At 57.2% G+C, this 13255-nt stretch carries 15 protein-coding genes; 9 read left to right on the top strand and 6 right to left on the bottom strand.

Annotated features, from left to right (window positions below):
- The first annotated feature begins 152 nt into the window (after positions 1 to 152).
- The gene (rpsU, locus tag B9A13_RS03255) at positions 153 to 338 is read left to right on the top strand and encodes a 30S ribosomal protein S21 (protein WP_084233630.1); all 186 of its coding nucleotides are present in this window, start codon (positions 153 to 155) and stop codon (positions 336 to 338) included.
- 123 nt (positions 339 to 461) lie between these two features.
- Here rpsU and B9A13_RS03250 read toward each other — a convergent pair whose 3' ends face one another.
- Positions 462 to 1226 carry a hypothetical protein gene (locus tag B9A13_RS03250; protein WP_084233629.1) on the bottom strand — a complete coding sequence of 255 codons (765 nt, stop codon included), beginning with the start codon at positions 1224 to 1226 and terminating at the stop codon, positions 462 to 464.
- A gap of 518 nt (positions 1227 to 1744) precedes the next feature.
- Between B9A13_RS03250 and B9A13_RS03245 the strand changes: the two genes are divergently transcribed.
- The 8 genes from B9A13_RS03245 (at position 1745) to B9A13_RS03210 (ending at position 8205) form a co-directional block, all read left to right on the top strand.
- Positions 1745 to 2257, top strand: a complete 513-nt coding sequence (locus B9A13_RS03245) for a YqeG family HAD IIIA-type phosphatase (RefSeq protein ID WP_159448009.1) — start codon at positions 1745 to 1747, stop codon at positions 2255 to 2257.
- The gene (locus tag B9A13_RS03240; protein ID WP_084233627.1) at positions 2254 to 3123 is read left to right on the top strand and encodes a TIM barrel protein; all 870 of its coding nucleotides are present in this window, start codon (positions 2254 to 2256) and stop codon (positions 3121 to 3123) included. The genes B9A13_RS03245 and B9A13_RS03240 overlap by 4 nt, the downstream gene beginning before the upstream one ends.
- A 78-nt stretch (positions 3124 to 3201) precedes the next feature.
- Positions 3202 to 4275: a M24 family metallopeptidase gene (locus tag B9A13_RS03235; RefSeq protein ID WP_084233626.1), complete on the top strand. Its 1074-nt coding sequence runs from the start codon at positions 3202 to 3204 to the stop codon at positions 4273 to 4275.
- Between the two features lie 107 nt (positions 4276 to 4382).
- Positions 4383 to 4946, top strand: coding sequence for an elongation factor P (gene efp, locus B9A13_RS03230; protein WP_084233625.1), 564 nt, complete (start codon positions 4383 to 4385; stop codon positions 4944 to 4946).
- 21 nt (positions 4947 to 4967) lie between these two features.
- Positions 4968 to 5378: a CD1247 N-terminal domain-containing protein gene (locus tag B9A13_RS03225; protein ID WP_084233624.1), complete on the top strand. Its 411-nt coding sequence runs from the start codon at positions 4968 to 4970 to the stop codon at positions 5376 to 5378.
- A 112-nt stretch (positions 5379 to 5490) separates the two neighbouring features.
- Positions 5491 to 5901 carry a hypothetical protein gene (locus tag B9A13_RS03220; RefSeq protein ID WP_143806864.1) on the top strand — a complete coding sequence of 137 codons (411 nt, stop codon included), beginning with the start codon at positions 5491 to 5493 and terminating at the stop codon, positions 5899 to 5901.
- Positions 5902 to 6064: 163 nt separating this feature from the next.
- Positions 6065 to 6433 (top strand): BlaI/MecI/CopY family transcriptional regulator, encoded by a 369-nt coding sequence (locus tag B9A13_RS03215; protein WP_084233622.1) that lies wholly within the window; start codon positions 6065 to 6067, stop codon positions 6431 to 6433.
- On the top strand, positions 6430 to 8205 hold the full coding sequence (locus tag B9A13_RS03210; RefSeq protein WP_084233621.1) for a M56 family metallopeptidase: 1776 nt from the start codon (positions 6430 to 6432) through the stop codon (positions 8203 to 8205). The genes B9A13_RS03215 and B9A13_RS03210 overlap by 4 nt, the downstream gene beginning before the upstream one ends.
- A 325-nt stretch (positions 8206 to 8530) precedes the next feature.
- Here the strand turns inward: B9A13_RS03210 and nadC are convergent, their stop codons facing one another.
- From nadC to B9A13_RS03185, 5 genes are all read right to left on the bottom strand, one after another.
- A complete protein-coding gene (nadC, locus tag B9A13_RS03205) occupies positions 8531 to 9364 on the bottom strand; it encodes a carboxylating nicotinate-nucleotide diphosphorylase (protein WP_084233620.1) in 834 nt (277 codons plus the stop codon).
- A gap of 17 nt (positions 9365 to 9381) precedes the next feature.
- Entirely contained in the window at positions 9382 to 10923 is a 1542-nt protein-coding gene (gene nadB, locus B9A13_RS03200) for an L-aspartate oxidase (RefSeq protein WP_084233619.1), read from the bottom strand.
- Between the two features lie 126 nt (positions 10924 to 11049).
- Positions 11050 to 11955 (bottom strand): quinolinate synthase NadA, encoded by a 906-nt coding sequence (gene nadA / locus B9A13_RS03195; RefSeq protein ID WP_084233618.1) that lies wholly within the window; start codon positions 11953 to 11955, stop codon positions 11050 to 11052.
- 118 nt (positions 11956 to 12073) lie between these two features.
- Positions 12074 to 12616 carry a chromate transporter gene (locus B9A13_RS03190; RefSeq protein ID WP_084233617.1) on the bottom strand — a complete coding sequence of 181 codons (543 nt, stop codon included), beginning with the start codon at positions 12614 to 12616 and terminating at the stop codon, positions 12074 to 12076.
- Positions 12609 to 13193: a chromate transporter gene (locus B9A13_RS03185; RefSeq protein ID WP_084233616.1), complete on the bottom strand. Its 585-nt coding sequence runs from the start codon at positions 13191 to 13193 to the stop codon at positions 12609 to 12611. The genes B9A13_RS03190 and B9A13_RS03185 overlap by 8 nt, the downstream gene beginning before the upstream one ends.
- Positions 13194 to 13255 lie beyond the last annotated feature (62 nt).

Here is a 13255-nt window from a genome sequence, read left to right as displayed (position 1 = left end):
CGCGGGGGAGGTTTCCGCGCGCGGAAAATCCTTTGGCATTTACTTGACAATGGAACAAAAGGTTAATATAATATCTGTATCAAAGCATTACTGATCCGTTCCGTGAGCGGATTGCGGGACCCCCCATTGGTATATCGGAGGGAGGGAAAATAGTGTCGGAAGTCCGAATTAAGGAAAACGAGTCGTTAGAAAGCGCCCTGAAAAGATTCAAGAGGAACTGCGCAAAATCCGGCGTGCTCTCAGAGCTCCGGAAAAGGGAGCATTATGAAAGCCCCAGCGTAAAGCGCCGTAAAAAATCCGAAGCCGCGAGAAAGAACAAGAACAAGAAGTTCTATTGATAAGGCCCGGCGCGGACGCGGAGTTAATCAGACTGAAAGCCCTGTGCAAAATGCACAGGGCTTTTTAGCGGCCGGTACTAAGAAAGTTACTGCGGAAGATACTTCGGGGGCATTCTGTTTTATTCAGATAATTTCCCTTGCAATGTCCTGCACTTCCGGGAAAATCAGGAAGGCCTCCCGAATCCCGAACTGGCGGGCCAGGTGCAGCTTCTGAAGAATGCTGCAGGCGTCGTCATACAGAACCAGGCGGTATTCTTCTTTTTCAAAAAGGAGAAAATAGTAGGCGCAGAGCTCCGGGGAGAAAAAGACCGGGGGCTCGCGCTCGGCCAGGAGTTTCTGGAGGGAGAAGAGAGGCAGAGCCGCGCCGATCCCGCCGGGGCAGGGGAGAGGAAATTCCATGGAGACCCGCTGGACATCCAGGGCGATGCGGGCGGCGCCATATTTGTGAGAAGCCTCTCCCAGCCTCTGCACCAGCGTTCCGCCGGAGAGCGCGGTGGAAACGAGGACGCGGGCCCCGACGCAGAAGCCGGCATAGGGCTCCGACACGTAGAAGGAAAGCTTCTGCTTTTCCAGCTGAGGAAACAGCTCGGCAAGAAGAGTGCCCAGCTGGGGGTTGAGTTCGGTCTCGAAATCCGCAACCACGCCCTCAAAGTGTCTGTCCTGACACTCCCGGAGGATCTCACGGCACAGGTTTTCCCACCCGAGCTGAGAGGTGAAGCCGCAGTCGCTGAGCATCAGGAGCCCCCCGCGAAGCATGGAGGGAAGATTGCCGCGGGCAAGCCGGCCGCCCGGCCCGATCCGGTATCCCATGTGGGCGACCGGCACGCCGAAGCGCAGGGCCGCCTGCTGATCCGGCGGGGCGGCAAGAATTACAGTCATGTTTACCAAAACCGCATCACCCTGTTTCTATAGTCCGTTTTGTGGTATAATAGCCGCAAATCGGCTATTATACCAGGTTAACGGCGCGGTTTGCTCCCGCCCTTCGGACGGAACCGCAAACGATGCCAAATACCACGAAACGCTGCGCGTTTGTGGTAAAACAGCCGCAAATCGGTTATTATTCCAGGTAACCGCAATCGGCTATAATACATGCCGAATGGCGCGGCTGTACTTTCAATAAAAGCAACAGCGTGTCCTTTACGCCCGCGGGAGAAGACCCGCCGGCGCCATGGGCTGCGGCATGCGACCGGCCGAGGATACCCGGCAATTCATGAGGAATTTATTATAATATTGCGGGTCCGTTTGAAAAACAGCGTGTGGATTGCTGCAAATATAAAGCGAAATACTCGGTCGATGCAAAACAAACAGGACGCTGCCATAACCCGGCTGGAGAATGTACCGACTGTGGACTGCGTTCCATTTTTCAAACGGACCCTGATTTAAAGTATGCGGATATGAGGACGGTTATGAGTTTTTCAATGCTGCCGGATCTGGTTCTTTCCAGGTTCACGAAAATTACTCCGGAACTGCTGCGGGAGAGGGGAATTCGCCTTCTTCTGTGCGATCTGGACAATACCCTGGCGTCCCGCCGGGTCTCCGAGCCTACGGCCGAGGTGATGGATTGGGCGAAGAGCCTCGCCGAAAACGGGATCAGCCTGTATATTGTCTCCAACAACCGGTCGGAGGACCGCGTGAAACGGTACGCACAGTTTCTGGGGGTACCGTATATCGGAAGGGCGGGAAAACCCCGGAGGAGAGGCCTCCTGCGCGCCCTGCAGGCCGCCGGGGGGAGGGCGGAGGAGACCGCCGTGGCGGGAGACCTGCTGTTTACCGACATCATAGGAGCAAAGCGATGCGGCTTTACAGCAATTATGGTGGACCCGGTGGAACCGCTGAGAGAACCGGGGAGGATTCTGGTGTACTGGCTGGAGAACCCGGCACGGATCCTGGGCAGGAAAAGAGGAGGGGCCGGCCGGTGAAGGCGAAATTCGGCACGGCGGGCAATTCCAGGAGGTATCTGGAGAATGTGAGCCGGAGCTCGCTGCCGGCTCCGGCCTGGCTTTCCTCCATCGGGCTGGACGCCTATGAATACCAGTGCGGAAGGGGCGTCCACATCGGCAGGGCTGCCGCCGAGGACCTTGGACGGGCGGCGCAGGAGCACGGGATCACTCTTTCCCTCCATGCGCCCTATTTTATCAATCTTACAAATACGAGCGACGAGGGCTACGGGAAAAACCGCCGCTATATTTTAGACAGCTGCCGAGCGGCCGCTTCCATGGGAGCGGAGCGGGCGGTGGTGCACTGCGGGGGCCTTATGGGTCTTTCCCGGCGGCAGGCGCTGGAAAACGCCCGGGAGAGCCTTGCCCGCCTCCTGACCGAGACGGAGGAGGCCGGATTCGGACGCATTTTCTTCTGCATCGAGACGATGGGAAAGACAAATCAGCTGGGAGACCTCACCGAAGTGCTGGAGCTGTGTTATTTAAGCGAAAGGCTGATTCCCTGCGTCGATTTCGGACACCTGTATGCCAGAAGCCTGGGCTTGTTCGGAGCGGAAGAGACGATACGCGTACTGGCGGATATGGAACGGGCGCTGGGAAAAGAGAGGGCGGCCGGGTTTCACTGCCATTTTTCCAAGGTGGAGTACAGTCCCCGGGGCGGCGAAAAACGGCACCTGAACTTTTCCGATCCCGGCTGGGGGCCGGATTTCGAACCGCTGGCCGCAGGTATCGCGGAACGGGGATACACGCCCACCGTCATCTGCGAATCCGCGGGAGAGCAGAGCGAGGACGCCGCCGCCATGAAGGAGCTCTACCGGAGGAGAGTGGAAAATAGGGAATCGTTCTGATGCGGATACCCGGCGCACCGGATGAAAAGAGGGAGCGCCGTACCATTTCGCCGCGACTGCGGCGGACAGGAGGATAACATGAAGAAAAACCGATTTGCTCAGATCGCGGAGAAGCTCCCGGAGCTGGAGCTGGACGGCTTCCTGCTCACCAGCCAGGCCAACCGCTTTTACGCCACGGGCTTTGACTCTACGGACGGTATCGCCGTCGTTACCAAAACAAAAAACTTCTTTTTCATTGACTCGCGCTTTATCGAAGCCGCCAGGGCGTCCATCGGAGACGCCGAGGTCGAAATGGTGGACAGAAGCAAAAATTATAACGCCGCCATCCGCCAGGCGGTGGCAGCCAGCGGTATCCGCAGGCTGGGCTTCGAGGAGGATCATCTCAGCGTAAGCGCATACCGGGCCTATGTCGCCGCCATCAAGACCGAGTTTATTCCCGCCCAGAGCATCCTCACGGGACTGAGAGCCGCCAAGGACGAGAGCGAAATCGCGGCGATAACGAAGGCCCAGCGGATCGCGGAGGGGGCCTTTGAGGAGATCCTGGATGTAATCCGGCCCGGTCTGACGGAAAAAGCGGTGGCGGCGGAGCTCGCCTACCGCATGCTGCGCCGCGGAGCGGAGAAGATGTCCTTTGACCCCATCGTGGTGTCCGGGCCCAACTCCAGCCTGCCCCACGGGGTCCCAACGGACCGTGTTCTCAGAACCGGCGAATTTTTGACCATGGATTTCGGCTGCATCGCGGAAGGATACTGCTCGGACATGACGCGCACCGTCGCCCTGGGATCTGCGGACGAGGAGATGAGGCGGGTCTATGATATCGTTCTTCGGGCGCAGCTTGCCGGTATCGCGGCCGCCCGGGCGGGCCAGACGGGGAAAAGCATCGACACCGCGGCGCGGAACGTCATCGACGGGGCGGGGTACGGAGAGTACTTCGGCCACAGCTTCGGCCACAGCGTGGGCATTGAGATCCATGAGATACCCAACGCATCCCCGGGGGACGAGACTTCCATGCCGGAGGGTGCGGTGGTGACCGCGGAACCGGGGATTTATCTGCCGGGTAAATTCGGCGTGCGCATCGAGGACATGATGGTGCTGCGGCCTTATGGCTGCGACGTGATCACAAAGGCACAAAAAGACCTGATTATTCTTTAAAACAGGACATAATGCTTGCAAAACAGCGGATTCTATTATAGAATGATTTGTGGCAATCGACAGAACTCAGCCCGGGGGACCGGGCGATTGGATCGGGAGGACGGTATATGATTTCAGCCAGCGATTTTCGCAACGGGGTTACCTTCGAAATGGACGGAAACGTCATGCAGGTAGTGGAGTTTCAGCATGTGAAGCCGGGCAAGGGCGCCGCTTTCGTCCGGGTGAAGATGCGCAACGTCATCAGCGGAAGCGTAACCGAGACCACGTTCAATCCGTCGGACAAATTCCCGCCGGCCTACGTGGAGCGCAAGGATCTGGAATATCTCTATAACGACGGGGATCTCTATTATTTCATGGACACCGAAAGCTACGAGCAGATCCCGCTCAACAAGGGTGTTTTGGGAGACAGCTTTCGCTTTATCAAGGAAAACACCCTTGTCAAAATCCTTTCCTTCAAGGGAAACGTATTCGGCGTCGAACCCCCCAACTTCGTTGAGCTGGAAGTTACTCAGACCGACCCGGGCTTTAAGGGCGACACCGCCACCAACGTAACCAAGCCCGCCACCCTGGAGACGGGAGCCACCATCAAAGTGCCTCTCTTTATCGACATCGGGGACAGAATCAAGGTGGACACGCGCACAGGAGAATACCTGGAACGCTGCAAGAACTGACATTTTAAAAGGAGAATACGAATGACTATTTCTGAAAAAGTGGCTTACCTCAAAGGCTTGAGCGAAGGCCTGACCCTTGACACCGAGACCAAGGAAGGAAAGCTGTTTTCCGTCATCATCGACATTTTGGAGGACGTGGGCCTGAGCATCGCCGACCTGGAGGAAAACCATCTGGCTCTGGGCGACGAGATCGACGAGCTGAGCGAGGATCTTGCGCAGGTGGAAGACATCGTCTACGACGAGGACGAAGAAGACGAAGACGACGAAGAGTACTACGAGGTGGAATGCCCCACCTGCGAGGAAAAAATCACCATCGACGAGGAGATTCTGAAAAGCGGCGGCGTCCAGTGCCCCAACTGCGGCGAAAAGCTGGAGTTCGACCTGGGCGAGGACGGCTGCGGTTGCGGCTGCGGCTGCGAAGACGAAGAATAAGTACAGTAGAACGGGCCCCGGCTGCATTTGCAGCCGGGGCTTTTCTTGAATAAGCCGAGAGACGGCCTGTTCGTTCCGCCAGCCGGATCCATCGGAAAAGGGGGATATGTGTTTGTTGAACAACAAAAAAGCGATACTATATGGTATCTGTAAAATCGGCTTTCTTGCAATTACTTTGGCGGTATTGAATTTTATCGACCCCATCGTCCGATATCATACGGCCAGGTACTACGATATGATCCCATACCTTGTCTGGCTGCATGTCTATACTTTGGTGATCGCTGTTTTTTTCCTGATGGATCATATAAAAGAATGGTTCCGGAAGGGGAGGCTGAGGGCCGACTGGAGTTATGCGGTCATAACGGCGGCGCTGTTCGCTGTTTTATACCTGCCGAACATGCCGCTGAATCAATTGTCTCACAATCATTACGATCTTCTGCTTATCCTATTTTGGTTCAGTCTGCTGAAGACTATCTGCAAGGATAAGACGGGCGTTTCGGATGAATCCGCGCAGAACAAATAGGCGGCTTTCCGCTGAAAATCCTGTTTTCCGGCGGAACGTGAGGGGAGACGATTCTTCGAGCAAACCAAGCAGAGTATCTGCGATAATTCTTCTTGACATTCTGGTCTATAAGGAATAGACTTGAAATGCGGTCTATGAAATATAGACCAAGGAGGGATCACGTATGAAGGATACCAAGCTGGCGCAGAGCGAGGCGAAATTCGCGGAGCTTGTCTGGCGGAACGAGCCCATCGGCTCAGGCGAACTGGTGAAGCTGTGCGAAAAGGAATTTAACTGGAAGAAATCCACAACCTACACGGTTTTAAAGAATTTATGCGAAAAGGGCATATTCCGGAATCAGGACGCAACGGTCACGTCTCTTGTCAAAAAAGACGAACTGTACGGCGGGGAGAGCAGACGCTTCGTGGAGGATACCTTCGGAGGTTCTCTCCCCCGGTTTCTGACAGCCTTTATAGGAAGCGGGAAGCTCAGCCAACGGCAGGCCGAAGAGCTGAAAAAGCTGATTGACGAGCACAGGGAGGAAACGCCGTGACAAAGGCCTTTCTGTCGGTTTTGAACCTGAGCCTGACCGCAAGCTATGTGATTGTCTTCATTATGCTGGTCCGGCTGCCGCTGAAAAAAGCGCCGAGCGTCATTTCGTATGCCCTGTGGAGCATAGCTTTATTCCGCCTCGTCTGCCCTCTGTCTCTGAGCTGCCCTGTTTCAGCAATCCCTTCCGGGCTGCAAAACGGTTCCATTGTGTCCTCGTGGACAGACGACTATATCGGAGAGACATGGTATTTTCACGATCATACAAAGGAATATGAAGCGGCCGTGGCATCCGGCAGGACGCCGGTTTCCGCCGACGAGGGCGGCAGCTATGTGGTCACAGCCGGAGACGGTATTTCGGAGCCGAAAACAGTGGCCAATTCCGTGATTCCCCTATTGAGCGTCGTTTGGTTCGCCGGCATTGCCGTAATGCTGATCTACAGCGTCCTATCAATTTTTATTCTCAAAAGCCGCCTGAAAAGCGCTCGTAACACGGGGCAGAATCTATACGAGGCGGACAACCTGAAAACGCCTTTCGTCCTGGGTATTTTAAGGCCGAGGATTTATATCCCCGCAGGACTTGCGGAGGAGGAAAAAGGCTATATTGTCCGACACGAGCTGACGCATATCCGAAGGTATGACCATGTTGTCAAACCGCTTGCCTTTTTGGTTCTGAGCATCCATTGGTTCAATCCGCTGGTGTGGGCCGCCTATGTCTTAATGGGCACGGATATGGAACGATGCTGCGATGAGAGAGTAATCCGGGAAATGGGCGGAGGGATCCGGAAAGCCTATTCCGCGTCACTCCTTTCGCTGGCGGCGGAGAAACGCATGATAAACGGCAGCCCTCTTGCTTTCGGGGAAGGGAACGTGGAGGGGCGGATCAAAAACGTGCTGAATTTCAGAAAGCCGGCGGCATGGGTCATCATTGCGGCCGCAACGCTCGCCGCGGCTGCGGGAGTGGGGCTGGCAGTCAATCCGGCTGACGAAGCAAGCCCGTCCCGCTGGGGAATATATCGGTTTCCAAGTTACGAATATGACAGGGTCACGTTCACCACCGACGCAGCAGCGTATTCTCCGCAATTTGGAGCCATTACGGCCACGCTGACGAACCGGGAAATGGAAAGCGGTCTGATGTGCGGTGAGGAATTCGTTCTTGTAAAAAAGGTCGGCAGTAGCTGGCGGACAGTACCTTTCACAGAGGATACGCTTTTTTATTTAACGGCGACGGAGCTTTCCGTCGGGACCGGCAAGACTTATACACTTACGCCATATATGCTGTCTTACAAGCTGGAAACCGGAAATTACCGTATCGTTACCGAAGTATGGTACGCCAATGAAGCGGCTCCTCAAACTAAGCGCACGGTTTGGGCTGATTTTACCGTCGGCGAAGAAAAAGCGGAAACAAACGCGGAAGCTTCGGAAATAAGCGGCGGCCCGGCTTCCGGGCATGACGCGGCGGATATCGCCTATACGGAGGACGAAATCCAGGGAGCAATGGACTGCGTCAGAACATACTTTGCCGAAACGGCGACTTCCCGGGTTCTGAACGACCTGTGGTTCGACGAGGAGGCGTGCGAGGCAGACCGCGTTTCATACATGCAATACGGAAGAGGCAGTATAAACGGGGTGGCGGAAGAAAACGTAATCGTCCTGCTGTGTAACTTTACCATTGAAGACGACGAGACCTTTCGGGGTTACTATCCCAACTGGAAGATGATCCTCGTCCGGGACAGCGCGGACGGTGCCTGGAGGTTGGACGATCAGGGAGTTTAGGGTTTAATCCTGGTCTGAGTCCGAAACAATAAAGGGCGAGGCATCAGGTATGCCTCGCCCGAGCTTTTGGAAAAAGGCGGAACGCCTTTTTCCAAAAGAGACTTGCAGTCTGCCGCGCGCCTCGCCGTCCGCCCCAGGCGGACGGTTTGACGCTTGCAGCCGGAGAAGTATTTTCGGACACGTACACGCCGCGCCCGAAAATGATCCGATTTTATTTCGCCGCCCGGCGGCGAAACTCCGCGAGGCTTTTTCGACAGATTGGGCGAGGCATCAGGTATGCCTCGCCCATTTTAGCTCAATATACTTTACGATCACCCGCCGGAGGTTATTTTGCAAACTGGAGGCTGATGTCGGAAGCCTTAGGGCTGTGAGTTAAGGCGCCGATGGAGATGATGTCCACGCCGGTCTCGGCGACCTTCCGCAGATCCTTGTCTCCCATATTGCCGGAAGCCTCCACCAGGGCGCGGCCGCCGATACGGAGGACGGCCTCCGCCATCTGACCGTAATCCATGTTGTCCAGCATGATGATATCCGCGCCGGCGGAAAGAGCCTCCTCCACCTCGTCGAGGTTCGAGGTCTCCACCTCGATTTTCAGGGTATGGGGGGCGTTTTTACGCACCGCGTCCACCGCGGGAGCGATGCCGCCGGCAGCCACGATGTGATTGTCCTTGATTAAAACGCCGTCGGAAAGGCCGAATCGGTGATTGGCGCCCCCGCCCGTCTTCACCGCGTATTTTTCCAGGACACGAAGGCCCGGGGTAGTTTTCCGAGTGTCTGCAATCCGGGCGCCGGTGCCGGAAACCGCCTTCACCGCCCGTGCGGTGACAGTGGCGACGCCGGAGAGGCGCTGGAGAAGGTTCAGGGCGGTGCGCTCTCCGGTGAGAACGCTGCGGGAGGGGCCGGAGATCTCGGCGATAATATCTCCCTTGTTCACAAAATCACCGTCCCGGGTGAGAAAGGTCACGCTTACCTCGGGGTCCACCAGCAGAAAGGTGCATCGCAGCACCTCCAGCCCGCAGACCACCAGATCCTCCTTGGCGCGGAAGACGCCCCGGGAGACGCTGCCGGCCGGGACGCAGGAAAGGGTGGTGATATCCCCGGTCCCGATGTCCTCCTCCAGGGCGTCCATAAGCAGCCGGTCAAGGCCCAGATAGTTCATGGAATGTTTCGCCTCCTTCAGTCTTCACGGTAGTGGGCCCCCACGCTTTCCCGGCGGGCAAGAGCCGCCTCCAGGATGGACTGGGCCACCAGGGCGACGTTGTACACTTCATAGTACTCCTTGCTGTTGTCGCAGCACTGCCGGAGCTGCTCCAGGATGCCGCTGACGACGGCCAGGGCCTCGGTAAGGCCCGCTTTTGTCCGTATCACATACCCGTAGTCGTTCATGGTGACCTGGATCTTCCTGCGGAGAGCCTTGTAGTCCAGGTTTCCCGCCTGACGCGGAGCAGCCTGGGGAAGAACGGGCAGGGGAGCGGACTGCTCCCTCTCGATATTTTTATCAATATGCATCGCCGCCCGGCGGCCGAAGACCAGGCACTCCAGCATGGAGTTGGAGGCGAGGCGATTTGCCCCGTGGACCCCCGTATAGGCGGCCTCGCCGCAGGCGTAAAGCCCCGATATGTTGGTCATGCCGTTCAGATCGGTCTGAATCCCGCCCATGAGATAGTGCTGGACGGGGAAGACGGGGATGTAGTCCCGGGCGATATTGATGCCGCGGCGGAGGCATTCGTTGTATATGGTGGGGAAGCGGGCGGCAAGGGCCTGCTCCGGTTTGCTGGTGATGTCCAGGAAGACGTGATCGGTTCCGGTCTTTGCCATTTCACGGACGATGGCCCGGGCCACGATATCCCGGGGCGCCAGTTCGCAAAGCTCATGGACACCCACCATAAAGCGGGTCCCGTCTTTGTTTTTCAGAAGACCGCCTTCGCCCCGGACCGCCTCGGAGATGAGGAAAGCCCTGTCCTCGGGGTGGGGCGACCAGAGCCCCGTGGGATGAAACTGAATAAACTCCATATTCCGGAGCTTCGCACCGGCCCGCATGGCGGCGGCAATGCCGTCCCCCGTGGCAACGGCGGGATTGGTGGAGTGCAGGTAGACCTGACCGATCCCGCCGGTGCAGATGACGATTTTCCGGGTGGACACCAGCTCAAAGGCACCGTCCCGGAAGATGAGGGCGCCGGTGACCGGGCCGCCGGGGCCGCCGGTGAGGATGTCCACAAAAAAGGTATGTTCCAGGAAGGAGATGTTGGGACGCTGGCCGGCAAGAGCGGCCAGGACCTTCACCGTTTCGCGCCCTGTGGCGTCCCCTCCGGCGTGCACCACACGGTTGCGGTTATGGCCGCCCTCCCGGGTGATCTGCAGGTCGCCCTCCTCGTCCAGGTCGAAGGGCACGTGAAGGGACATGAGGGTGTGGATATCCCCGGGGCCCTCGTCCACCAGGACCTGCACCGCTTTCTTGTCGCAGAGGCCGGCACCGGCAACCAACGTATCCTGGTAATGGAAACGGGGCCGGTCGTCCTTGGCGACGGCGGCGGCAATCCCCCCCTGGGCAAGCCAGGAATTGCTGATATCGATCCCCTCTTTGGAGAGGACGGCGCATTTCAGATCCGGACTGACGTGGAGCGCGGTATACAGGCCCGCAAGGCCCGCACCCACGATGAGCACGTCGTACCGGGACGTTTTTTGAATCTTCAGATCGCCGCTGAACACATACCGCATGGAGAGCAACCCCTTTTACGAGTGTCGGAAGAGAAATCAATCCCGCAGGCCGGCGAATAAACAACCCGGGGACATGCGACAACAGACCCCGGAGAACCGCGCGGCCGCGTTTGCCCTGCAGATACCTCAGGGCACCCGGATCATCCGGTCGAGGCTCTGATAGGCCGCGGAAATCTCCTCCGGCGTCATTTGAATCTCATAGGTCCCGGTCTCCAGGCAGCGCAAAACGTCGGAAAGCCGGGTTTTTTTCATATCGGAACAGGTAAACCGATCGGTCATGACATAGTACCGCTTGTCCGGAGCAAGGCTGCCGAGCCTTTCGGCCACGCCCTTTTCGGTGCCGATGACGAACTCGTCGGCGCCGGAGGCGGCGGCATACTCCAGAATCCCCTTGGTGCTCCCGATATAATCGGCGTGGGAGAGGACCTCGGGGCGGCACTCCGGGTGAACCAGTACTTTGGCACCGGGATGGGCTTCCTTGGCCGCCAGGACGTCCCGCAGGGTCACGCCGTTGTGGACGGGGCAGAAGCCGTTATAAAAGACAAATTCCTTTTCCGGCACCTGGGAGGCGACATAGGCGCCCAGGTTTTTATCCGGGATGAAGACGATTTTTTTCTGGGGCAAGGAGCGCACCACCCGCACGGCGGAGGAGGAGGTACAGCAGATGTCGCTCACCGCCTTCACGGCGGCGGAGGAGTTGATATAGCAGACCACGGCGGCATCGGGGTGCTCTTTGCGAAGACGCAGGACGTCATCGGGGGTTATCATGTCCGCCATGGGGCAGCCGGCATCCAGGACGGGGAGGAGGACGGTCTTGCCGGGATTGAGTATCTTCGCGCTTTCGGCCATGAATTTGACGCCGCAGAGGACGATGATTTGCTGCCCGGCGGCTTTGGCCTGTTTTGCAAGTTCAAAGGAATCGCCAACGATGTCGGCGATCTCCTGGATATCCATTGTCTGATAATAATGTGCCAGGATCAGAGCCCCTTTTTCGGCTTTCAGGGCAAGGATCCGCTTCTGCGTTTCGTTCATTTTCCATTCCTTTCCGCAGGACGGCATACGCGCGTAATCATTCGTGGAAGTATTATACCCCTAAAAACGCGTTTTGTAAATCAAAGAGGATAATCCGCGAACGGGTCCCCCGCCGATTTCAATGGAACAGGATCGCGCCCAGGACTCCGGAACCTAAAATGAGATATACCGGATTGATTTTCGTTTTCACCATCAGGGTAAAAACCGCCACGGCTATGACCGCAACCGGCCAGTCGAATCCGAAAAATCCGGAAGGGAAGAGACTGGCCTTGGCTATGGTCAGAAGCGCGGAGGTGATGAGCCCGAAGACCACGGGCCGAAGGCCCATCATGGCGGATTGGACCAGAGGCTTTTTATTGAAGGTGAAGAAGAATTTTGCCACCAGGATGCAGATCACAACGGAGGGAAGCATGACACCCAGGGTGGCGGCCAGGCCGCCCCAGAATCCGTACAGCCGCATTCCGGTAAAGGTGGCTGCGTTGATCCCGAAGGCGCCGGGGGTCATCTGGGAAATGGCCACCATATCGATGGCCTCCTTCAGGGTCATATAGCCCAAAGAGACCAGCTCCTGCTGAACCAGAGAGATGATCACGTAGCCGCCGCCGATGGTGAACAATCCGATTTTAAAGAAAATGAAAAAGAGGTCCAAAAGCTCACTCATAGTCTTCAGGCCTCCTTTTTTTCATCAGGACGAAATTCACGAGAATGCCGATGGCGGCGCCCCCCAGCAGCAGAAAGACGATGTTGAAGGACGGAATGAAGATGGTGACGCAGAGGGCGGCGGGGAAGAGGATATAGCCCCAGCGGGCGGAAAAAGACTTCTTGCGGGTAGAAAGCAGCACCGAGACCAGAAGGCCCACCACAGCGCCCTGAACGCCCCGGAGAGCACCGGCAAAATACGGGTTCGTGATGAAAGCGTCATAAAATATCGCGACAAAGGCGAGCACGACAAAGGAAGGAATGACGCTGCCCAGGACCGCCACCAGGGCGCCCAGGGTGCCCGCCAGCCGGTACCCCATGAGGAGAGAGGAGTTGACGGCGATGACGCCCGGAAGAGACTGGGCGATGGCCAGAAGATCGATCATCTCCTCTTTTGTGAGCCAGCCCTGCCTGTCCGAGAATTCCCGTTCCAGCATGGCGAACATGACCATACCGCCGCCAAAGGTGAAAAATCCCACCCGGAGCGTGATTAAAAAAATCTTCAGGAGGCTCGGATGGGGCTGCGCGGTTTTCTCCATGGTTCAAGACCTCGATTATCATGGCATAGCCGCTTCGGCGGCGGGAGAATGCACCGGACAAA

This window comes from Papillibacter cinnamivorans DSM 12816 (genome assembly GCF_900176335.1).
Lineage (GTDB): Bacteria > Bacillota > Clostridia > Oscillospirales > Oscillospiraceae > Papillibacter > Papillibacter cinnamivorans.
The sequence above is the reverse complement of the archived record's forward strand: the minus strand, read 5'-3'. Positions and strand labels throughout refer to the sequence as shown.